The organism is Floridaenema evergladense BLCC-F167 (assembly GCF_041929205.2).
Classification (GTDB): Bacteria; Cyanobacteriota; Cyanobacteriia; order Cyanobacteriales; family Aerosakkonemataceae; genus Floridanema; species Floridanema evergladense.
The window spans coordinates 3,465,784-3,488,501 of sequence record NZ_CM171625.1 but is presented as its reverse complement, the minus strand read 5'-3'; the positions used below and the strand labels follow the sequence as shown (position 1 = coordinate 3,488,501).

Genomic DNA, 22,718 nt, shown 5'->3' with positions numbered 1-22,718 from the left:
GCTTTCAATTAAATATCTGCTACTCTTGAAAGATGCAGTTTAGCTCGTTAGTTTGTATTACTTGAAACAGGAAAAGTTAACAACTAAGGAAAAATTATGGCTGACATTGTAGAAACCGCTACTCAAGCTGAATCTTTCAAAACTTTACTAACTTTAGTAGAAGCAGCAGGATTAGTAGATGTACTCAAAAATCCTGAAACCAAGACAGTTTTTGCCCCCACTGATGAGGCATTTGCTAAAATTCCCGCTACTACTGTAGCCTCTTTGATGGATGACACTGAGAAACTGAAGCGAATTCTCATGTATCACGTTGTTGCTGGAGATGTGAGATCTGACGATCTTATCCAAATAGATGAAGCGCCTACATTTGAAGGTTCAGTATTAGCTATTGATTCTTCAGATGGCGTAAAAGTGAATGATGCCAAGGTTTTAAAACAAGATATTTTGGCAGATAATGGCGTGATTCATGTAATTGATACAGTATTAATGCCAGCATTAGTAGCTGTTGAATAGGTTGCCATAATTTGTGCAAGTAAATCAAATTAAAAAGAGGTAAAACAGATGGCAAACATATTAGACACGGCTACTAAATCTGGTTTCAAAACTTTAGTAGAAGCGGTGAAAGTTACTGGTTTAACTGATACTTTACAAGGTGCTGGCCCTTTTACTATTTTTGCTCCAACCGATGAAGCTTTTGACAAATTGCCCACAGGAACTATCGATAAATTGTTGGGCGATATTCCGCAGTTAACCAAGATTCTCACATATCATATAATCGCAGGCAAAGTGATGTCAGAAGATGTGGTAAAACTAGATAAAACTGCCACATTTGAAGGTTCAGATTTGAAAATTCATAGCAATGGTAGCGTGATGGTGGGTGATGCTGCGATCGTTCAGTCAGATTTAGAAGCTGATAACGGTGTCATTCATGCGATCGATACTGTTTTAATCCCGCAATATTAGGGATTAAAAAGACTTTCTTAGCCCCCCTTACTAAGGGGGGTTGGGGGGATCAAAACCTAGTAATCAGAGCGTTAGATCCCCCATAACCCCCCTTGCAAAAGGGGGGAACAAGGAACAAGAAATAATTAATAACTAGCAACTTGAGTTACTAGAAAAACTCTACTCAATTGGGCCTAAAATAGAAGCCGATCGAGCAGGGAAATTTAAGCTTAATTGCTTAGATTTCCCTGCTTCTTCACTCCAAGAAATCTCGGCTTCACCGTATAATAATTGGTTTGGTTGAGATTGCAAAGCAGTTACTTCAAAGCTGATATTTGCGTCAGAAGTACCGACATTTACAGCAACAATTAATTCCTCATTTCCCAAAATTCTCGCAAATACATAAACTGTTCCTTCTGCACACAAAATCTGATAGGAACCTGTGCGAAGTGCGGGATATTTATGCCGTAAAGCAATGAGTTTTTGGTGATATTTGAGAACGTAAACATCCCAATGAGCTTCCATTGGAAAACCGCGCCGTGAGTCGGGGTCTAATTTTCCAGGTAAGCCAACTTCATCGCCGTAATAAATGCTGGGTGCGCCGGGAAATGTTAATAGTAAAACTGTTGCTAGTTCTACGCTGGCTTTGTCACCTTGGGCAATGGAAATTAATCTGGCTGTGTCGTGACTGGCTAATAAATTAAGTTGGGTTAGTTGAATTTCCCAAGGGTAAAGTTGCAGCAAATATTGGATTTTTTCGCCGTATTCTTTAGCGAATAAAGGTGGGTAAGGATCGTAAGAACGATCTTGTACTTGTGTGATATCTACGCGATCGCCAGCCGTAAATGCAATAGTTGGTGCCGCAAATAAGTAATTCATTACTCCATCGAATTGAGTACCATCCAACCATTCGCGGGAGTCTCCCCAAACTTCGCCAACAATGTAAGCTTCGGGATTGATGGATTTGACGCGATCGCGAAATTCTTGCCAAAAACCAGGAGTTTTTATTTCAAAAGGTACATCCAATCGCCAGCCATCAATGCCAAATTTAATCCAATATTCGGCAATTTCCATGATATATTCGCGCACTTCAGGATTATCATGATTAAATACTGGTAAAGCCCGATTTCCTGCCCAACCAACATAATTTGCCGGATACTCTCCATTGTAAGCAGAAACAGGCCAACCTTCAACTTTAAACCAATCCAACCAAGGTGAATAAGGGCCATTTTCTAACACATCATGAAAGAAGAAAAAGCCCCGACTAGAATGATTAAATACTCCATCCAAAACAACTTTAATATTCCGTTTGTGGGCGGCATCTAATAATTCTTGAAAAGCTGGATTTCCCCCCAACATTGGATCTACTTGATAGTAATCATGAGTATGGTATCGGTGATTACTGGCAGATTGAAAAATTGGGGTAAAATATACAGCATTGATGCCCAAATCCTGCAAGTAATCGAACTGTTCCATCACCCCCCACAAATCGCCGCCTTTGTATCCTTGGAGTGTTGGCATATCGTCCCAAGCTTCCCAAGAGGCGTTTGTCAAAATTCGTTTGCGGGGTTGTTTGCTACGAGCAAATCGATCTGGAAAAATCTGATAAAAAACCGCGTGTTTAACCCAATCTGGCGTATGAATCTGCATAATTAATCTGTTAGCTCTCCATTTTAAGTTACAGCTAATTTTATTTCTCTAGTTCTTACTTTTGATAGAAAACTTTTATAGTTAATCGATGTCCAAGTGATTGACTGGAGTCTGTCAGTAATGCTTGAATAAAATTAAGTGTAAAATCATACAAACAATGGTTAACGTTTTAAATCAGGGTGACGATAGCTTAGTTACGTTAGATTATAGCGATTTATTAGAAAAAATTTCCCAAACTTTAAGAGGGAAAAATGTTTTTAGATTATCGGAAAATAGCGATCGCTTATTAATCGACATCGACGAAGTAGCGAATGAAGTAGCTAATTTACCAATCCAAAATCCGCTGACATCTGCGATCGGAGTGCGCTCTGCCACCATTAATTTTACCCCACAATTTAGAGATAAATTTCCCAAATTAATCCGCAACATTAGAGATTATTTGCGGCAATCACTAGAATCTAATTTAGGGAAAAATACATCTATTAACGAATTTGTAAATAGCTTAATTACTCCTTTAGAAAGGTTTCAAGGCAATCCGAATAAAAAATTAAGCTTCACTTTTGCATTTAACAAACCAATTCCCAATTTACAGAAGCAAAAACTCAGTTTAGATCGCCAAAGTTCTGGTAGTGCTTCCTTACTGAAATTCCACAAACTTACTATTAGAGTACAGAATACCAATCAATTTGCTCAACAACTCCGCCAAGGTTTAGAAAATTATATCGAAAAAATTGCAGAAAGTGAAACTGAAAGCGAAGATTTAAACGAAATTCTTGCCGGAATGGTGAGAAGCGATCGATCGGACTTTCACCGACTTCAGAGAATAGTAGATACAGAAACTTTAGGCAAACTCAAAAAAGAAGCAAAAATCAGATATTTGGAATATCTCAGAGATAACTGTGAAACTACAGATAAGGCGGGACGAATTTACTTACAAGACTTAATTCGTCGTCTTAGACTAATAGAAACTTACATTAACGATCCCAGCAAAGCAGACGATCATTACGAAGTAAATTATGCTGATACAAAGATAAATTATCGAGAAGTTTTTTCCCGTTCCGAAGTATTAGACGCTTTACCAATCATTACCATTGTTACAGGTAATTTGGGAGAAAGTACAGACAAAAACCAAGGCGGACGTGAGTTTGTTTTTGGATTAAAAATGAAGTTTAACAATGCAGTACAAGCACTAGGCGGAGACGAGGTTTTTGAATATAATTTGAAGTTGATTAATCCAACTAGTAAAGAGCATCAAGAAGAACTGCAAAATAAACCTAATTTTGGTGCAAAAGTATTAAAAATAGCTTTTTTATACTACTTTGCTTTTGCTTCTCGCAGCAATCCCGAAGCAGAAGATTATAACCCTGATTCCGAATTAGAATACGATCCAGTAAGCGTATTCGATCGCAGAGTGTTGCCAACTCTACGCAGTTCTGATGACGGAGAAAAAAACGAACTTTTCTTGAAGCTTTTAGAAGGTTTTGAAAAATACAAAGCTAAATCAAAAATCAATAAACTTAAACAATTTTTGAAAGACATCATCGAAAGGCAAGCAATTCTACCAACGCGAAACTATCCGATTCAAATAGGTGTGAGAAATGGCATTTTAGAACGAGACATAGACAGCATTTTTAGCAAACAAAGTTTCTTTCAAGATGTAGTAGCTAATAATCCCAAAGAATGCTTGAGATATATATCGATCGATGAGTCACACATTGATGAAACAGCACTTTGCCAATTACCTGCTAACATCACCATAGAAGATATTCGCTATTTTCCCACTCAAGAAAGCCAAGAATTCAAAATGGGATATGAAATTACAAACCTTGGCACATTACCAATATTATGGGTTCCCGAAACTTGCATGGAAATTTACAAAAAAGCTTTCATGCAGCATAAATTAATATTATTTCGTTACAATAATCGACGTTTAGATGATGGCAATAAAGGATTAGATTCAACCAAAGCTTTTATTTACCGTTTCACCTTTTCATTACTGGGGTATCTTTGCTTAAACATTTTGCTTGAATCTATTCCAAATAATTCATTCATTCCGATGGTACGACTGCACGAAGGAGATACTAAAAACCCTGCACCATCAGAAAAATTTGTCGCTCACTTTGCCAAATCATTATCCCATTTATTAAGTGAAAAACACCGAGTTAGTTCCCAAGGTTTTCGGATTCATAACTTGAATGAACATAGCATAAATAATGGGCTATCTTCCCTCTATTCTGTATTACCCAAAAAATTTCGCTTTAGCGATGCTTCTAACACTCCCGATTTAAAAAAACTGGCGATAATTGTGGTTTCCAGTTTAGAAAGTGATGCAATGAAAAGCAACAAAAATCGCTTCAACAGAATATCAAATTTACAGGGCGAAGTAATTGGAATCAATCGCAGAGAAAATGGCGTTATTGACTTAGAAATTCTCAAAACTCTTTCAGACAACTATCACAATGAACGTTTATATCGAGATCCACCGATTCTTTTAGACACAGTAAACAACCTCTATGAAGATGGATATCGGCATTTTTTGTATATCGCCCAAGCACCTTATACAAGTACCTTAAACATCACCCAAACTGATGAAAATGAGGGATTATATTTCATGTCGCCAAAACTAATTGAAGAATTGAAAGGGAACCGCCAAGATATTAAGATTTACCCGATATTTTTTGATAAATACTATGTCAGAAGATCGCGTAATTTGCATTTAAATTCATTTTACATTCAAGACACAAGACAACTATATGATTTAGCAACAGATCCAAGTCAAAAAGTTGTGATGTTTTTCAATTTATTTAATGGAATAACAGTCGGGAAAAAGGAAGAACGCTTTTACAACGGTGTGATTTCCTACTCAACTTTACTGAAAGTTTATTCCGATATTTTGAACGACACCGATATTATGATGGGGTTAATTAATGATGACAGCACTCTGAAAAACGACATTTTGCAATATCTAACCCTTTTTCATTTTTCCCGATTTGAGAAAGACAGCAATGTTAGTTTAAAACTTGACCCTTACCAAAACATTATCGGTGAAGAAGCATTTAGCAAATTATCAGTTTTTAACCACATAAGAGGGGAAATAGGCTTTAATTCCTTGGCATTTTTAACCGAAGTTAAGCAAGTTTTAAATGTTTAATTGGAAAGGAAAATTTCATGATTGCAGCAAATTTAGGTCGATTGTTTGAAGTAGGGTTTAATATTGGTATTCTTGCCTATATTGAACAACATAAATTAAAGCATAATTTTGGTGAGTTGTATCAACAAGATTTGCAGCGTTTGAAATACTCAGAAATGCTCAAACGAATTCTGCATAAAAAAGATGTAATTAGTCCTGAAAGTATCCAGAATATTGAAAAATGGAGTCTATTTTTACTGCAAAAGGGTTTTCTATCAGGACTCAACTTTTTTGGCGAATACATTCAGTCAACTGATTGGAGAAAAGCACAATTAGCAGACCTGAAAATTCTGTATTATCAATGCAGTTTTTGTGAAGAAAACAGCATGAAAACTTATTCTAAAACTGAACAGCAAGAGTACCGGGAATTATTATCTCAGTTTGCAGAAATAGAAACCCAAAAGCTAGGTTACTGGATTGATAAATACAAACAGAAAGGCGAGTTTCTTAAAGCAGATACCTTGATTTTATTACAAACTAACAAGGAATTGAGAATTATTACCGTTGACTTGTCTATTTTTTCGGTCAAATCAGCCCAAGATTTGTTAAATTTAGAAGATGAAAATCTACAAAATCAGCGGCGGTTATTGCGGCGAGAACTTAGCTATTTACGTTCAAAAAGTGTGTTTTCTAAATTGCGGATTGATACGGGTAACAAGGATGATTTAGGTTTTGGCTTTTCCCCACATTTAACGAGGTATTTCACTGCTTTTAAACGGGAAGATAAGGAAAGTGCTAAGTTAATTCAAGCTGCTTCATATACTGAGAGTTTTTATCGATTTTTACAAGAAACTGGGATTTTAAAAGATGAGTTTTCTGTAGTGTTTAATGTGGTGGGGTATAGCGATCGCACAATCAGCGCCATTTCCCTCCGTCCAGAAAACATAGATTTATTAAAAACCTGTTCCCAAATTTACAAAAACGAACCAGAAGAACAAGACATTATTCAAGCACGTCAACAAGTTTTAGAATTAATTAAACTCAACGCTGTTCGCAGTTTTGCTGATGGCAGAAAATTTGTTAATCAGTTATTGGAAATATCCCCAGACACCAGCAAAATTATCACCCATACAGAAAAAATAGAGGGGTTTAGTTCTACTTTTGAACTGAGAAAACCCCACGCCGAACTAATTAAACAAACGCTTTATTCTGACAAAACTTATATATTTTTAACAGGAAATCCGGGAATTGGCAAAACTACCGCTATAGTCGATTTTTTAACCGAAAATATTAACGAAGGTTTTCTATTTTTCTACGTCAGTCCTCGCACACAAGTAAATTTAGATATTATCGAAAAATTCAAAGATGCAGAAACAGGTAAATTAGTTGACGATCGCCTATTTTGCATGAACACCAACTCCCAAATTATTAAGGATAACTTCCCTCATTGCGTCGTCAATTACTACTCTAATCAATATCAAAACTATTTTCAAGAAAACGCCGTCCACTTTCTTGATGTTACTCAGGAGATCGATCGCAAAGCATTTCCCCAACGCCTACTTAAAAGAATTGCTGAAGACGAAATTCGCGCTACTAATCAAAAAAATAAAGGAGTTTTATCCTGTCTTTGCGAAGCAATACATACCGTTATTACTCGCCAGATTTCTAATCATCTTGTCGCTACCGCTTGTATTCAATCTTTGCGAATTACCGCCAACGGTACTAACACCCTAACTCATTTTGACAATATCTTTAAAAGTGCTATTCACAAAAGAGATGGTCAAATTATTCCCGGCGAAATGAGGAAAATTTCTCAACGCATTAAACATTTATTTATCATGATTGATGAAATTACAGGTGATGATAGCGGCGTTGAATTTTTAAACAGAATTAGCATCATTTTAAATCGCTACAATTTGACAAATCCTTTATATGGTTTTAACACCAAAGTTATTGTAGCAGATGCCTCGATCGTCGATCCAAATGTAATCCAGCAACATTTATCTGAAACCTCACCAGAACCAGATAAAATATTTTTTAGACCTGCTTACGAACAGTCAGAATTACCACTTTCCCAGCTTGAATTTGAGTTTAAACGCAAGTTAGCGATCGCCATAAACGCTAACTCTTACCCAGCTAAAAGCTTAACAATCAATTATAAAGTATTTGTCGAATCAGTGAAATTTGATGAAGATACTTTTGCCGAACAAAGAGATAAATTAACCAAAGCAATCCAAGCACAAATTGTGCAAGACTTAACACAACTTTGGTCAAATTCAGGTCAAATACTAGTTTACATCCAAGATAAACGCCGCTTGCAAGAGTTAATTGAAAAAATTAAACAACAAAGAGAGTTTATTAAAAATCAAGATTATTTGGAAATCCACGCAAACCTTTCTGATAATGACCAACAAGAAATTCAGCAATACAAAAATCAGGTGAAAGTTGTATTTATGACTTCTTCCGCCAGTCGGGGTTTATCCTTTCCCAAAGCGAAACATATTTTAGTGGAAATTCCTCGATTTCGAGTAGAAAGTAACTTAATGGAAGTAATTCAAGTAATTTACCGAGGTAGAGGTTGGTATGCAGAAAACGGGGAAATTAAAACTCTGGATAATGACGATAAAGAACTGACTTTTTATTTGTGCGATCGCGCAGTCTATTACAGCGAAGACAAAGAACTTTCCCTGAAAGAAAGCATTATTAATATATTGAATATCCTCCTAATTGTCAAAACTTGTGTATTAACTAGAATTCAAGGTTATGGACAACTTGGACGGGGAAAATTCTTGATGATTCCGATCGGAGGAAAATCAATTTCCTCTGCTACTCAAAGCTTTAGCGGACAAATTTCTCATCTAATCAAAGATTTAAAAAATGAGTACAACAGACGACCCGACCATCAAATACTCAAAGAAGTTTCTACCAGTTTAGAAAACTTACTCAGTCGCGCCGAATTTATCTTAAATCCCAAAAATTCGGTTACTGGAGTTGCTGGAATCTCCACCTATTTAGAGTTACGAGAACGTTTTAACCTGAATTTTTTGCATTTGCTCAAAAATGATTTTACCAGATTACTAAAATTTGGCAACATAGAACCAGGAATTATCAATGGAAGCTTACTAATAGTACCAATTTGCGATCAAAAATTAACCGAAACTTATGAAATAAGATTGATGGATATCTTGACTCATGGGAATGATGAAATAGTCAAAAAAATGCTGACTATCAGCCATAGTTTAGTTTATCCGGGAAGACTGCGATCGGCAATCAAAAATGCTATAGAATTGTTAGACAAACTGCGAAATAATAACGGCAAAACTCAGTTTTTTCATCAACAAGATAGCCAACACTTTGACCAATATTACGCCTTACCATTATTTAGCTTTATTACTGCTGAAACAATGAGCAAATATTTTGCCAGCGAACCACAAGAAGCAGAAGACGAAAGATTTCGGGATATTTTAGCCACCTATATTCATCATCTTTACCCAACAGACAAAACTTTACCAATTGGTTACAAATATAAACATTTTCCCTTCATAGTTTTTAGCAGTTACAGCTTAGAACAAATGCGAGAAAAAATTTATACAGATAGATATTTATTAACTTCTAATGAATTAAATGTGCTGAATTTGATCTTGTCGAAAACAGAATAATAAATTATTGCGGCTGTGAATTGCCTAAAATGAAATTAACAATCCGAGCAATTCGACTTTTTTGATGTTTCTGAATATATCTGATTACTCTGGCGGCGATCGCAACTCCCACTATACCAGCGCCTAAGCTGAATAGCACCGAAAGCGTTAAATTATGTGGCGGATTTAAACCGAAAGATGGTTGGAAGTGAACCGGAATTAGGGTAAGTTTTTGGTCTGGAATTTGTTTAATTAAATAGGGTGACGCAGTTGCAGCAACTCCAGCAAATCCTATTCCGACAGCGACGACGGCTATTGTAGTTTGTAGGTTGCGATCGCTTTTCACTTGCTCAATTTCTACTATAGTTTGGATAGATGCAGTGAGTTGTTGTCCTAGTTCTTTGCGGGGACTCATGTAATTGAGCCAGTACTGGATTTGTTTGAGAAAAATGTCTCTTGTACGATCGCTAAATTTTTGCCATGAATCTAGTTGAGAACCTTCACTTAATAGTTTTTGGAGGTAGTTTTTATAAATTTGGTGATTGATTTCAATAGTAGTAAGAGAAAATTCTAATTCCCCGCAGTAATTAGAATGCTTCAAGGCTAACAATGGCAATTTGTCTAGCATTTCACTAAGCTTATCTAAGTTATTATTTTTATCTGCAACATAAAGTACAAAGTTGTCAATTTCCTTTGCTATTTCCTGAGAAACTTTCACAGCAGCTTGATAGCTAACATCGGCTTGTTGATAAACAAATTTTATTTTGTGGTAGCTACAGAGTAGTTCAACTATATCTTTATAGCAATCTACTAATTTTTTTACAGCCTTTTTATCCTCATAATTTAGCAAAACTAGAATATGACAGACTGGTTCTTGGGTGTTTGAAATTGCAGGAGTATGACAAAAATATTCAAATAGAGGAATGCCTAACAAATTGCTCTCATTAGATGCTGTGATTTTATCATTTTTATATGGGGTGTCTTTTAAGAAATTTCTCACATAACTATCTGCTAAATCTCGGTTAGCCTCGATTTTATAGGCAACTTTGACATAAATAAAGATGGTTTGACCGATCGAAGTAGTTTGACCGATCGCAGCATTAATATTTTGAATATTTTGAGGTAAAAATTGACTGGGATTAAATCGATCGATTTCGTCCGGTATCAAATCTATTTTGTCTGGTGAAGAGAAAGTTAAATCGGTAAAATAGGTATCGTGAAGTAGTCGAGTTATTAGTTCATTGTTTAGGCTAATTTGTTGAGTTAATCTGGTTTGGAGTTCTTCCCCAAAAATTTTAGCTTTCTCTTCACTAACTCGATCGAGTGGATCGTTGAAAGTACGAGCGAGGTGAAAAGTGTAAAGACTAATTGTACCATTTTTCATAGCTAATTTATTGAGAGTTTTCAGTAGATTCAGTAAAAGTAATCAAAGCTAAAGCATTAGCTATAATGTCATCTTCTTTGACCATTGTTTTTAGTTCCCGCACTTCATAAATTCCTTCACAAACTTCTAAAGCAGCATCATCAAGAGCAGCAGAATATGCTTCAACAAGAGTTTCTTGTAATTCTTCCAAATTCAGATAGAATCCATTAGATTTGAGACGTTTATTGAGTCGTCTGATGTTTCTAACTGAGTTTCTAATTGAAGTATCCCAAGAGCGAGTTGTTCGATTTTCTACCTTTTGTTTGATTAGGTGCAATAGCAGAACTACCGCAAAACTGTAAATGTTATTAATAATATCTTTTTTGCTCATTTCTGCAATTTCTTCGGCAATTACTAGAGCGCCTTTAATATCGCCTTGGAGTAAAAGCTGTTTCAGTTCTAGAATTTCTTCCATTGGTTAAAAAAGGGAAATTAGGAGGGTGATTGTTTCGGTAGATCGAGGGGTTTGTGTAGATGAATTTCGTTTTTCAATTTTTCTAGGAGTGCAGGATCGCCAGTGGGTTGATCTGGACTTTCTTTGGGTTGGGAACCACCAGGACCGAGATGTTTATCCAGGGATGTTGCGGGAGTTGATGTAGTCTCTAATTTAGTTTTATAGACTGCTTTAATCTCAGAATGAAATTCCATCCAATCGGAGATTGCTTGCCAAATTTCTGCACTATCTTCTGACAGTTGATTGACTATTTCTGCCAACTCAATCCAGTCTGTCGCTGTAAAAAGATCGGGTTGAGTTTTTATAACTTCGATAAAACAATTAACTCTTTTTTGATAAGGCATAATTTAAAATCCTTTGCCAATGGCACAAAAAGCTGACCAATAAAAAGGCGAGTTGAGTGGCTGATAATTAGCGCCAATAGGATTTTTTTCCCATTCTTTGAGAGTGGCTGCTAGTTCTTCTTTCCAAACATCTTCTAGTTGAGAGTTGGGGAGCCAATCTCGCAGTCCTTTGATTGTAACATCTCGGAGCCATTTCTGGGACTTATTGAGGGCGAGAGCGATGTTATTAGATAGTTGAAGTTCTTCGTGGAATTTTGTCATCAGTAGGGAAGTAGCGAGGGCGCTGACTGTCCATAAACTACCAATAATATTATGACTTCCTGCTAACATGAAACCACTGGGTAAACCGATGTATTCGTCACTATTATTGGTGAAGTCGGTAAAACTTGTTTCACAGGCGGACATGGTGACAAGTCGGCAATTTTTTAGGTCAAAGTGAGCGATAATATCAGCGAGGGTGAGATTGTCATCGGCTAACTGTAAGCCGGAATCTAAGGGAGAATTAGAGTTGAAGTAACCATGACAGTAGAAAAATAAACTGTTGGTTGTTTGTAGTTGGGGAATTGCATCGGTTTTTCCCGATTCATTGAGTTTTAGTAGGGCTGATTTTTTCGCTTGATTTTTTTTGATAACTACCGGAGTCTTAAATTGTTGTTTGATTGCCTCAACAACTCCATAATCTTTGTCATACAAGTCTTTAGTAGGAGTTTGAATAGCTAGTAAGCTATCGAATAATCGCTCTGGTTGTTGTTGGACTTTGTGGAGTAGTTGACAACTGGGGGTATACCGAACTCCATCATCGAAGCAGTCAATCAGATAGGGATTTGGGGGACAATTTGGGTGATTGGGGTGAAAGCGTTGCCAATTTTCCCTGCTGACAGGTAAAGCGTGGAGAGGGAAAAGGTGTAGGTAGCGGTGGGGAATCAGGATTAGTTTATCGCAGGTTTCAGGGATTGATTTGAGTATTTCATCAATGTGGAGAATTTTCGCTAAAATGCGTAAACCTTGAGCTAACTGTTCGCGCCATTTGTTGCTGTCTTCGTAATATTTAGTTAAATAGGTAACAGCCCATTTTGCCAGTCTTTGTAAATCTTGTGGTGATGATTGCCAAACTGCGATCCCCCCTGCCCCCCTTAACAAGGGGGGTTCTGAGGTTTGCTGTTCTTCATTGAGAGATGACTGTGCAAGTTCTAATTCATTATCTCCCATTTTTAAGAGTAATTCTGAGTCCTCTTGCTCCCCCCTTATTAAGGGGGGTTGGGGGGGATCTTTCGTGATGATGAAAACACAAAAGCTACTGCCCAAAATGTACCATTCTATAATTGCTGTTTTTTCATCGGTTAACTGCTTAATTTCACCAAAATTCAGGGGGGTATAGGGATATTTTGCGGCTAAATCTTGGCGTAGTTGGTTGATTAAGTCGTAATTTTTTGATTCAGCTTGTTTTAACCGTTGATTTTCTTGGGCAATTCTCAGTCTTAACTGTTGCAACTCTTGGCGCACTTGCGGGGGGATTTCTCCTTTGGGATACAAATCTTTCACCGATAACAACTCGATTAAGTTTTGCGCTTTGGAACGTTCGGCATATTCCACTGCTTCGGTGTAGCGTTCCATTTGGATGCAAACTTCTACCATACGCAGATAGAGTTTATTCCATTCTTCGGCTAATTTCTGTTTGCTTTCATCCCCAGATTGAATTTCACCTCGTAAAAATTCCACTGTCTCAATCGCTGGGGAAAATGTATCATAAGCAAGTTGCCATTGCTGGTTGCTTTGATAAAGATTACCTAAATTAAATAAAGTTTCTGTATAATTTTGCGGGAAAGCCTCACGAGTTCTGATAGTTAAAGCATTTTCATAATATTCGATCGCCCTCTCGATATTCTCTGCCCTCTCTCCCCTGATTCTGGAATAGTAGGCAAGTCCCAGATTATTTTGCGTATCTGCCCAATATTCGGGAAAAGCTTCGCGGGTGCGAATGGTGAGGGCGGCGGTGTATGATGCGATCGCACTTTCGATATTCTCTGCCCTCTCTCCCCTGATTCTGTCAAGGTAAGCATTTCCCAGATTATTTTGCGTCGTTGCCCAATCTTGAGGAAAAGCTTCGCGAGTGTAAACTTCGAGGGCGGCAGTGTAAAATTTGATCGCTTGTTCGATATTCTCTGCCCTGTCTCCCCTAATTCTGTCTGAGTAGGCAAGTCCCAGATTATTTTGCGTACCTGCCCAATATTCGGGAAAAGCATCGCGGGTGCGAACGGTGAGGGCGGCGGTGCAATATTCGATCGCTTGTTCGAGATTCTCTGCCCTCTCTCCCCTGATTCTGTATAAGTAGGCAGTTGCCAGATTATTTTGCGTCATTGCCCAATTTTTGGGAAAAGCTTCGCGGGTGTAAACGGTGAGGGCGGCGGTGTATGATGCGATCGCACGTTCCAGATTTTCTGCCCTCTCTCCCCTGATTCTGACACTGTAGGCATTTGCCAGATTATTTTGCGTACCTGCCCATTTTTCGGGAAAAGCATCGCGGGTGCGAACGGTGAGGGCGGCGGTGTAATATTCGATCGCTTGTTCGAGATTTTCTGCCCTCTCTCCCCTGGTTCTGTATAAGTAGGCAGTTGCCAGATTATGTTGCGCCATTGCCCAATCTTGGGGAAAAGCATCGCGGGTGCGAACGGTGAGGGCGGCAGCGTAATATTCGATCGCACGTTCGAGATTTTCTGCCCTCTCTCCCCTGATTCTGTCAAGGTAAGCATTTCCCAGATTATTTTGCGTACCTGCCCATTCTTCGGGAAAAGCATCGCGGGTGTAAACGGTGAGGGCGGCAGTGTAATATTCGATCGCACGTTCGAGATTTTCTGCCCTCTCTCCGATGATTCTGTATAAGTAGGCAGTTGCCAGATTATTTTGCGTTCCCGCCCAGTCTTCACTTTCCAGTTCCCAATAGCTTAAAACTATTTGATAACCAGCGATCGCAATTTCAATATTATTCGCTCTGTTACCACGCGGAAAGTCACTAATATGAATACTCAAATTTTCAATAAAGCCAACAATCCCTCTAGTTGCTTCTGGATGTTCGGCAATAAAATTCGCAGCCACTTGCTGTAAAATTTCCGCAAAACGGTCATTGAGGAGATTATTTCCTCTGTCTAGAATCGGGTAAACTACCGCCACACCGCTATTGCTTGCTTCTGCCTGCCATAATTCTCGAATAAACTCTACATACTTTCGGGGATTTTCATCTTCAGAATTATCGCCATCTTCCTCATCATTCATCCCCAATAATTCCCCTAACTGACTAGCAAGATTTCGCAAAAAATCTGCTTCATTTTGATTTCCTGACTCTACCAACTGTCCCGATACTGCCTCGCAAACTTGCACAAACCCCAAATCTACCAATTCCGAATTATCCTGTAAAATCTGCCGTTCCTCACCGTTAGGACAACTCAGCAGTTGTTGAATCAAATTGAGATAATTTTGAATACGATTTTCATCCATTAGTTGTCACCTTCAATATCCTTTTTAGGTACGTAGTTGCGCTTTAGCGCCCTCTTTGGTTGAGTTTCATGCTTCAACAAAATTACTAAACTCATCCTCACCAAATTGTCTGAATATTAGTTAAGGCTTGAATTTGCGCGTCGCGGGTGACTAACGGAAGACTCAATGATAAAGCAGTCGCGGCAATAATTCTGTCTGGCATATCAGGAACAGTTGCCCTGTCAATTTGTTGAATAGTTGCCGAGATATTGCGATCCAAAGGTGCTAGCAGAATCCCCACATTTGGATCGTCCGCAGCATTTAAAACTCGTGTCAGCACCTCTCCTGCCAAACGCCCTCGCTCAATTAAGTAAGAAATTTCTACAATTGTAATTGCGGAAAAGTAGATAAAATTTCCCTCATTAACCGCTTGTTCTAATGCTGTTAATGCTGTTGCCGACAATCTTGGCAGTTCAAAAATGTACCAAATCAGGGTATGAGTATCTGCTACGACTGAGGGCATCAAACAATCTCCCTGGGAAAATTTCCCCACATTTCTTGTCGGGCTTGGGCGATGTCTTCTTCCGTAATATCTACTTTTAAGTCAGCACACAACCCTTTGACACTCTTTAGCGGTTTTTTAGTCAGAGTTTTTTGTTGAAGAAACTCAGCAAAATCTAAAACTTCTTGCTGCTTATCTAGGGGCAATTTCCGCAATTTATCTAAAACTGCTTGTTCTAAATTCATGGTTAATTTTCCTCCGTAATTACTCTCAAACAATTTTCATATTTCTGTCGATATATTTATTAAGCTAGTAGACTTCTGGGCTCTCCCGTACTTGTGGTGGAAAACCCTGGTTTTAGGGACTGGGGACTGGGGACTAGGGACTGGGAAACCTTGTGGAGTAAGCACTTTGCTAATTAATTAGGTTGTACTTATCACCATGAGTAAGGGAAAGCCAGTCTTTTTCATAAGAAGATGCCTATACCCGATCGAACAAAATACATACGTAATACATTTTACACGATCTCTGCTGGCACAGGAGAAGCGATCGAATTGAAACCAAAAAGCGATAATGCTAGGCATCGCTACGGGAATGCACCTAATTTTTGACAGCTTTTAAGTTGTGCGATCGCCCTTAATTCGTAGTATTTTAACCTCTATGCCACAATTGAGGAAACAACAATTAACCCAACTAACGAACAAGCTCAAGCCTGTCTGAGAGTGTGTCAGATGTTATCCAACGGCTACCGGAACATAGAACTATTCCGTTTTAATCCGCAAACGGGAATTGTCTTCATTTTTGCCAGCGAAGAACTTCAAATTATCATACCACCTAACGGAATTTGGAGGTTTTTAAATGAAACCGAACTTTGAAAAAATGACTAGAAAAGAGTTGAGAGAATATGCGATCGCCCATCGTGGCGATGAAGATATTGATGAAGTTTTGAACATTTTATATAGTCGCCGCAGTCCTGATTCAGAAGCAATCTGGTTTCACCCACCAAAAACTAAAGAAGAAGAACAAGAACAGTTTGAATTATTCAAGCGCATAGTTGACGAAAAAACAAGGAAGAAAGAGGCGGAAAGTTGAGATTTTAGGAAGTGCGATCGGGCTACGCATCGCTACACGATCGCCCCTAATTTTTGGTAGGTTTTCAGTTGTGCGATCGCCCCTAATTCCTAGTAGTCTAATTTCTATGTCACAATTGAGCAAACAACCATCTACCCAACAACCAGACAAGCACTGATGTGCTTAATACTTTGCCAATCATTGTCCGACTTACACCAAGATATCCACCTATTTCGGTTTAATGTAGAAACAGGAGAAGTATATATTTTGGCAGGCGCAAATGATGAGATTGAAATTATCGTACCCCAAAATGGAGCTTGGAGGTTTTTAGATGAAACCCAACTTTGAAAATATGAGTAAAGCAGAACTAAAAGCATATATTCTCGCACATCGCAATGATAATGAAGCAATTCATGCTTTGTTTAGTCGCCGCACTCCCGACTCAGAAGCAACAATTTACCCATGTATATTTACGGAAGAAGGTTTGCCAATTGAAGAAAATATCCGCATAGCAGAAGAAGCAATTCGTCAACGAGTGGAAGCAGAAAATAATAGGAAAAAAGATAGTCATAGTTGAGAAAAAAAAGTGCAAACCTGCCTAATTTTTGGTAGGTTTTAAATTGTGCGATCGTACCTAATTTGTAGTAGTCTAAATTCCATGCCACAATTGAGGAAACAACCATCTACCCAACAACCAAACAAGCACTGATGTGCTTAATCCTTTGCCAGTCATTTTCTAACTTACAGCGAGATATCCAAATCTTTCGGTTTAACCCAGAACCAGAAAAAGGATATGTATTTATTATGGCAGGCGAAAAACTGCAAATTCTTGTATTTGGCGATGGCAATTGGAGGTTTATAAATGAAACCGAACTTTAAAGAAATGTCCACAAAAGATCTAAGAGCATATCTTCTCGCACATCGAGACGATTTGGAAGCTTTAGATACCCTAGTTAGTCGCCGCACTCCCGACTCAGAAGCAACAATTTACCCATGTATATTTACGGAAGAAGGTTTGCCAATTGAAGAAAATATTCGCATAGCAGAAGAAGCAATTCGTCAGCGAGTCGAGGCAGAAAATAATCGGAATAAAGATAGTCATAGTTGAGGAGAAAAAAGTGCAAACCTGCCAAAAATTAGGCAGGTTTTAAGTTGTGCGATCGCCCTTTCACCCACATTATAAGTTACTGCATTTTAAGTACCTTATCACCATAAGTGCTGGAGATCCGAAGTACTTAACCGATCGCTAGAGGAAAAGCATTCGCCACATTTTCCCAAGGAATAAACTTGAAGTTACTAGTAACATTTTCTAGCTCACCCTCATCTTCAACTAACAAAAGAGGATCGTCAAAACCATCTTGAACAACTAACAAACCATAAGGATATTGCGACCCTACAGGTACGCTAACGACATCCGCACCATCGGATTCTTGAACGCTGTCAATGTTACCGGACTTGGCGATCGCAAAACTCCCCAAATAACTATTATTTCCTTGGCGATCGTAGATAGCAAAAGTATTATTTCCCTGACTAGAAGCAAGCAAATAACCCGTACCATTTTTCCCGTAATAAATAGTCAAACCTTCCACATCTGCTTCCAAAGTATTGCCATTCGGTTTCACTGGATAAATCAGTGTCCCCGTATTGCTACCCCCCACTTCAGCAGCAAACTTCCAAATCCCCACATTTTCTTGACCGACATAGAGAAAACCGAGGTCGCGGTCTGCTACCATACCTTCAACTTGAGCATCTTCTAGTTCTCCACCTGAAGGAGTCGGAAGGTTCAGAGTTCGTACCTTGGTAGCAATAATTTGACCCGAACCATTGTCGGATAATTCGATTTGTGCAACTTCCCCGGTTTCTCGCCGACTGACAAAAACGTAGGTTTTGCCGGAAATCGGACTACGATAAGTACCAAGACCGTAAGCGGTAGTTTCGCCATTGGAGCTTTGCCCAACCGGGGTAAAAATGGTATTAGTAACGGTGAGATTTTCTAAGCGTCTAGTATCGGGATTAATTCTAAAGATCGCCAGAGTGTCGTTTCTGCGATCGGACGCAACCGCCAAATCCACACTTCTACCACCCAAACTAAAACCAGTCAATAAATCCACGTTGTTATAACGCACCCTTCCCGGTAAAATACTCTGCAACAATTGACCGTTCAAGTCATAAACGTGCATACCTCCATCTTTTAAGGTCGTAATCACCAAGCTAAGAGATGAGTTGCTAGGGTGAACATAAATAGCAGGATCGTCCGCATCTCCCGGTATAGTACCAGTAGGAGGTTCGTCCAAATCAAGTATTTGCACCGTTTCTAACGCTGACTGAATCTGGGGAGTAAATGGACGTTTCTCTGCGGCTCCAAATTTAATATAGTGTTGAATACCAGTGATTTCATCTCTAGCAACCGCAGCTGCCACATCTGAGTTTTTCCCTAAGTAGTCGCTGTTATCGTACAAGGAAGTGGGATTGCGACCTTCAAGTTGACCGAATCTGACAAAATGTTGAAATCCGCTGATTGCATTGCGGTTTACCGCAGCTGCCACATCTGGATTGTTTGCTAAATAATAACTATTATTAAAAAAAGCACTGGGGTTGCGACCCTCTCTTTGTCCTAACTTAACAAAATGTTCGATTCCTGTTAGTTCGTCTCGTTCAACAAAAGTTCGTAAATCTGAATTCTTTTGTAAATAATAATTTTCATTGAATAGCAAGCTGGCGTTGCGACCTTCAAATTGACCGAATTTGATATAGTGTTCGATTCCTGTTATCTGTCGGTTAGAAACTGCGGCGGCGACATCTGCATAAGCACTTAAATAATAGAGTTCATTATACAAAGCACTAGGTTGACGACCCTCCAATTGACCAATTTGCCTGTAGTGTTCAAATCCGCTACTAAACACACCTCTAGATATTGCAGATGCAACATCTCGATTTTGGGATAGATAAAATGCTTCATCAAACAGCGAGTTGAGGTCTAGCATAAGTCAAAATTTGAATTAAGTATATATAACAAGAAAATAAATTATACTAAGTAGATTATCGGCTGATTATCAAAACATTAAGTTTTTACTTGACCTGAAAACCTTGTAGAGAAGTTAGATCTAACTTCTCTACAAGGTTTTTTGGAGATATCTTTTGATTTTAGTTAATAATTGCGATCGCCATCTCCAAAACTACCTCTTTACAACGCATTCGGATCGATTCCTCTCTCCTCTAACTTAGCTAAAAGATCCTGAAGTTGTTGTTGACTTTCTCTGGCTATTTCTTCTGGCGTTTTATATCTATTTCCATTTTCGTCATACCAATACAACCACTCCCTTGTAAAAGCTTGATAAGTTCCCCTTTCTCTACCAATTCCCAAACCAATTTCCGGCATCCAAATTATATCGCCAGATTGCAAAACATATTCACCATTAACCAAGCGGTGAACTTCTAAACGTTGACGACGGCGACGTTGGCGAGTTGGCGCATAAACAACATAATACAAAACACCCATTTGGGCATAATCAAATTTTTTCTGTTCGTATTCAGCATTGTAAGTTTTAGAAACAATTTCCCATACCAAAGAAGGAACTACACCATCTTCATCCCAAAGCACATAACATAACCTTCCCTGTTCCCCAACAAAACGTTCCACCCCCAAACTTAAAAAACCATCAGGGACGATCGCAGGTTTAGCCAAATCATAATAAATTCCCATATTAATCCCAAAAAACCAATCCTCCCGGTCTTGCCAAATCAAAGCCAAAACCGCAAACAACAAACTGGGAATTAAAACTTGCAACTCATTATCCACAGGGGTATCATCCGAACTGGGTAACTCTTCCGAAGATGGCAAGCAACCTAACGGATTGTACTTCAACATAAATACCTCAAATTAATATTTTGCCAAACAGCCTTAAATATTGCGATCGACATATCAATCACTAAAATAAAACATAAAAACCTTCTTGACTCCTACTTTTGCCCCTCTGCCCCTACCTTTCTTCACCTTCCTTCTCCAGATAGAGTTAAAAAATCTCCGAGTTCCTCCTTTACCCCCTTGCCAACTGTTCCCCACAGTCCGACACTGGACTTGGGAACGTTCGGCAGTGAGAGGTTTTTTTGTGAAAAGAGTTCTTTCCATTATTCTCGGCGGCGGCGCAGGGACTCGCCTTTACCCCTTAACCAAACTACGCGCCAAGCCAGCAGTACCCTTAGCAGGGAAATATCGTCTGATTGATATCCCCGTAAGTAACTGCATCAACTCAGAAATTTTCAAAATCTACGTCCTGACTCAATTTAACTCTGCCTCACTCAACCGTCATATTGCCCGCGCATACAACTTTGCTGGCTTTACTGAAGGATTTGTGGAAGTACTAGCTGCCCAGCAAACACCGGAAAACCCCAACTGGTTCCAAGGTACAGCTGACGCAGTTCGCCAGTATATGTGGCTATTCCATGAGTGGGACATTGATGAATATTTAATCCTTTCGGGAGATCACCTCTACCGGATGGACTATCGTTTGTTCGTGCAACGTCACCGGGAAACCAACGCCGATATCACTATCTCTGTAGTACCGATGGACGAGAAACGCGCCTCGGACTTCGGTTTAATGAAAATTAACGACGATGGTAGGGTAATTGACTTTAGCGAAAAACCCAAAGGTGAAGCCTTAAAACAAATGCAGGTTGACACCACTGTTTTGGGACTGACAGGAGAAGAAGCCCAGAAAATGCCTTACATTGCTTCTATGGGCATTTATGTCTTCAAAAAAGATGTTCTGTTCGACCTGCTGAACTCATATCCAGATAGTACAGACTTCGGTAAAGAAATCATCCCCGCCTCATCGAAGAACCATAACATTCAAGCCTACTTATTTGGTGGTTACTGGGAAGATATTGGAACTATTGAAGCCTTCTATGAAGCTAATTTAGCTTTGACAAGGCAACCCCGTCCGCCCTTTAGCTTCTACGATGAAGCTGCCCCCATTTACACTCGCGCTCGTTACTTGCCACCAACTAAATTGTTAGATTGCCAAGTTACGGAATCAATGATTGGAGAAGGCTGTATTCTTAAAGAGTGTCGGATCAACCATTCGGTTTTGGGAGTGCGAAGTCGTGTAGAGTCAGGTTGTTTAGTGGAAGATGCCCTACTGATGGGGGCAGACTTCTATCAACCTTTTAGCGAAAGGGGATCTAATTGCGAGAACCGGGAAATTCCTTTAGGCATTGGTGCAAATACTACTGTTCGGCGTGCCATCATTGACAAAAATGCCCGCATCGGTTGTGATGTCCAAATTATCAATAAAGACAATGTACAAGAAGCCGATCGCGAAAAACTCGGATTCTATATCCGTAGCGGCATCGTCGTTGTCTTGAAAAATGCCATTATTCCTGATGGCACAATCATTTAATCTTTCTCTAGATCCCCAACTTCTTCAAGAAGTCGGGGATCTGAGCATGACTAAACTAATTCTTTCGATCGGGCTTCCTGGTAGCGGTAAATCTACCCTAGCCCAAAAGCTAATTGCAGAAACTCCCGGAAGTTTGTTAATTTCTACAGACAGAATTCGGGGTCAACTGTTTGGAGATGAAGCTATCCAGGGGCCTTGGTTACTAGTTTGGCAAGAGTTAGAACGACAACTGCAACAAGCTGCCCTAGCCATTGCCCAAGGACAAGCCACCCTTGCCATTTTCGATGCTACCAATGCTGCCCGTCGCCAACGCAAAGATGCGATCGCCCTTTGTCGCGCCACAGGCTTTACCCACATCACTGGATTATGGTTAGATACCCCCATCTGGCTTTGCCTTTCCCGTAACCGTCGTCGCCAGCGGCGAGTACCCGAAGAAGTCATTTTCCGAATGTACCGTCAATTAAGGGATGCACCACCAGCTTTGGTTGATGGATTCGATCGCCTAATTCGCTACCATCTTGACGAATTTATAATTGTGGAATAACCGTACCAAACCGAACTTGCAGTCATAATCTATTTAAATGCACAATAAAAATGAGTTGATGTATACACCTATTCCTGACCTTTTTTTATTATCACTGACTCCCTGAACCACACTTAACCTTAGAGTCTAAAATTAAAAAACAGTGACTAA

General features: G+C 39.0%; 23 protein-coding genes. 14 read left to right on the top strand and 9 right to left on the bottom strand.

Features of this window, described 5'->3' with window-relative positions:
* Positions 1 to 96: 96 nt before the first annotated feature.
* Positions 97 to 513, top strand: a complete 417-nt coding sequence (locus ACE1CA_RS16920; RefSeq protein ID WP_413280764.1) for a fasciclin domain-containing protein — start codon at positions 97 to 99, stop codon at positions 511 to 513.
* A gap of 48 nt (positions 514 to 561) precedes the next feature.
* Complete coding sequence (locus ACE1CA_RS16915) at positions 562 to 963, top strand: fasciclin domain-containing protein (protein ID WP_413280763.1); 402 nt, start codon at positions 562 to 564, stop codon at positions 961 to 963.
* A gap of 159 nt (positions 964 to 1,122) precedes the next feature.
* On the opposite strand, the gene ACE1CA_RS16910 is transcribed toward ACE1CA_RS16915, so the two are convergent.
* Positions 1,123 to 2,592: a glycoside hydrolase family 13 protein gene (locus tag ACE1CA_RS16910; protein ID WP_413280762.1), complete on the bottom strand. Its 1,470-nt coding sequence runs from the start codon at positions 2,590 to 2,592 to the stop codon at positions 1,123 to 1,125.
* A 157-nt stretch (positions 2,593 to 2,749) separates the two neighbouring features.
* Here ACE1CA_RS16910 and ACE1CA_RS16905 point away from each other — a divergent pair, with 157 nt between their 5' ends.
* Positions 2,750 to 5,743 (top strand): hypothetical protein, encoded by a 2,994-nt coding sequence (locus tag ACE1CA_RS16905; protein ID WP_413280761.1) that lies wholly within the window; start codon positions 2,750 to 2,752, stop codon positions 5,741 to 5,743.
* A 17-nt stretch (positions 5,744 to 5,760) separates the two neighbouring features.
* Entirely contained in the window at positions 5,761 to 9,381 is a 3,621-nt protein-coding gene (locus tag ACE1CA_RS16900; RefSeq protein ID WP_413280760.1) for a helicase-related protein, read from the top strand.
* A gap of 4 nt (positions 9,382 to 9,385) precedes the next feature.
* Here the strand turns inward: ACE1CA_RS16900 and ACE1CA_RS16895 are convergent, their stop codons facing one another.
* The 6 genes from ACE1CA_RS16895 to ACE1CA_RS16870 form a co-directional block, all read right to left on the bottom strand.
* Positions 9,386 to 10,744: a hypothetical protein gene (locus tag ACE1CA_RS16895; protein WP_413280759.1), complete on the bottom strand. Its 1,359-nt coding sequence runs from the start codon at positions 10,742 to 10,744 to the stop codon at positions 9,386 to 9,388.
* Between the two features lie 7 nt (positions 10,745 to 10,751).
* A complete protein-coding gene (locus tag ACE1CA_RS16890; RefSeq protein WP_413280758.1) occupies positions 10,752 to 11,198 on the bottom strand; it encodes a DUF29 family protein in 447 nt (148 codons plus the stop codon).
* Between the two features lie 17 nt (positions 11,199 to 11,215).
* Complete coding sequence (locus ACE1CA_RS16885) at positions 11,216 to 11,581, bottom strand: hypothetical protein (protein ID WP_413280757.1); 366 nt, start codon at positions 11,579 to 11,581, stop codon at positions 11,216 to 11,218.
* A 3-nt stretch (positions 11,582 to 11,584) separates the two neighbouring features.
* A complete protein-coding gene (locus tag ACE1CA_RS16880) occupies positions 11,585 to 15,073 on the bottom strand; it encodes a CHAT domain-containing protein (RefSeq protein ID WP_486517417.1) in 3,489 nt (1,162 codons plus the stop codon).
* A 97-nt stretch (positions 15,074 to 15,170) separates the two neighbouring features.
* On the bottom strand, positions 15,171 to 15,575 hold the full coding sequence (locus tag ACE1CA_RS16875; RefSeq protein WP_413280755.1) for a type II toxin-antitoxin system VapC family toxin: 405 nt from the start codon (positions 15,573 to 15,575) through the stop codon (positions 15,171 to 15,173).
* Positions 15,575 to 15,799 carry a DUF2281 domain-containing protein gene (locus ACE1CA_RS16870; protein WP_413280754.1) on the bottom strand — a complete coding sequence of 75 codons (225 nt, stop codon included), beginning with the start codon at positions 15,797 to 15,799 and terminating at the stop codon, positions 15,575 to 15,577. Before ACE1CA_RS16870 ends, ACE1CA_RS16875 begins: the two co-directional genes overlap by 1 nt.
* A 231-nt stretch (positions 15,800 to 16,030) precedes the next feature.
* Here ACE1CA_RS16870 and ACE1CA_RS16865 point away from each other — a divergent pair, with 231 nt between their 5' ends.
* From ACE1CA_RS16865 to ACE1CA_RS16830, 8 genes are all read left to right on the top strand, one after another.
* Positions 16,031 to 16,165 carry a hypothetical protein gene (locus tag ACE1CA_RS16865; protein WP_413280753.1) on the top strand — a complete coding sequence of 45 codons (135 nt, stop codon included), beginning with the start codon at positions 16,031 to 16,033 and terminating at the stop codon, positions 16,163 to 16,165.
* Positions 16,166 to 16,285: 120 nt separating this feature from the next.
* Complete coding sequence (locus tag ACE1CA_RS16860; protein WP_486517416.1) at positions 16,286 to 16,429, top strand: DUF6888 family protein; 144 nt, start codon at positions 16,286 to 16,288, stop codon at positions 16,427 to 16,429.
* Positions 16,413 to 16,646: a DUF6887 family protein gene (locus ACE1CA_RS16855; RefSeq protein ID WP_413280752.1), complete on the top strand. Its 234-nt coding sequence runs from the start codon at positions 16,413 to 16,415 to the stop codon at positions 16,644 to 16,646. Before ACE1CA_RS16860 ends, ACE1CA_RS16855 begins: the two co-directional genes overlap by 17 nt.
* Positions 16,609 to 16,803: a hypothetical protein gene (locus ACE1CA_RS16850; protein WP_413280798.1), complete on the top strand. Its 195-nt coding sequence runs from the start codon at positions 16,609 to 16,611 to the stop codon at positions 16,801 to 16,803. Before ACE1CA_RS16855 ends, ACE1CA_RS16850 begins: the two co-directional genes overlap by 38 nt.
* A complete protein-coding gene (locus ACE1CA_RS16845; RefSeq protein ID WP_413280751.1) occupies positions 16,803 to 16,973 on the top strand; it encodes a DUF6888 family protein in 171 nt (56 codons plus the stop codon). The genes ACE1CA_RS16850 and ACE1CA_RS16845 overlap by 1 nt, the downstream gene beginning before the upstream one ends.
* Positions 16,957 to 17,202 (top strand): DUF6887 family protein, encoded by a 246-nt coding sequence (locus ACE1CA_RS16840; protein ID WP_413280750.1) that lies wholly within the window; start codon positions 16,957 to 16,959, stop codon positions 17,200 to 17,202. Before ACE1CA_RS16845 ends, ACE1CA_RS16840 begins: the two co-directional genes overlap by 17 nt.
* A gap of 131 nt (positions 17,203 to 17,333) precedes the next feature.
* Positions 17,334 to 17,504 carry a DUF6888 family protein gene (locus ACE1CA_RS16835; protein ID WP_486517415.1) on the top strand — a complete coding sequence of 57 codons (171 nt, stop codon included), beginning with the start codon at positions 17,334 to 17,336 and terminating at the stop codon, positions 17,502 to 17,504.
* The gene (locus ACE1CA_RS16830; RefSeq protein ID WP_413280749.1) at positions 17,488 to 17,733 is read left to right on the top strand and encodes a DUF6887 family protein; all 246 of its coding nucleotides are present in this window, start codon (positions 17,488 to 17,490) and stop codon (positions 17,731 to 17,733) included. Before ACE1CA_RS16835 ends, ACE1CA_RS16830 begins: the two co-directional genes overlap by 17 nt.
* 127 nt (positions 17,734 to 17,860) lie before the next feature.
* Here the strand turns inward: ACE1CA_RS16830 and ACE1CA_RS16825 are convergent, their stop codons facing one another.
* Both ACE1CA_RS16825 and ACE1CA_RS16820 read right to left on the bottom strand, forming a co-directional pair.
* Positions 17,861 to 19,609 carry a phytase gene (locus tag ACE1CA_RS16825; protein WP_413280748.1) on the bottom strand — a complete coding sequence of 583 codons (1,749 nt, stop codon included), beginning with the start codon at positions 19,607 to 19,609 and terminating at the stop codon, positions 17,861 to 17,863.
* 200 nt (positions 19,610 to 19,809) lie between these two features.
* On the bottom strand, positions 19,810 to 20,493 hold the full coding sequence (locus ACE1CA_RS16820; RefSeq protein ID WP_413280747.1) for a Uma2 family endonuclease: 684 nt from the start codon (positions 20,491 to 20,493) through the stop codon (positions 19,810 to 19,812).
* A 241-nt stretch (positions 20,494 to 20,734) separates the two neighbouring features.
* On the opposite strand from ACE1CA_RS16820, the gene ACE1CA_RS16815 reads away from it, so the two are divergent.
* Both ACE1CA_RS16815 and ACE1CA_RS16810 read left to right on the top strand, forming a co-directional pair.
* A complete protein-coding gene (locus ACE1CA_RS16815) occupies positions 20,735 to 22,024 on the top strand; it encodes a glucose-1-phosphate adenylyltransferase (protein WP_413280746.1) in 1,290 nt (429 codons plus the stop codon).
* Between the two features lie 46 nt (positions 22,025 to 22,070).
* Positions 22,071 to 22,568, top strand: coding sequence for an AAA family ATPase (locus tag ACE1CA_RS16810; RefSeq protein ID WP_413280745.1), 498 nt, complete (start codon positions 22,071 to 22,073; stop codon positions 22,566 to 22,568).
* The last annotated feature ends 150 nt before the right edge of the window (positions 22,569 to 22,718 follow it).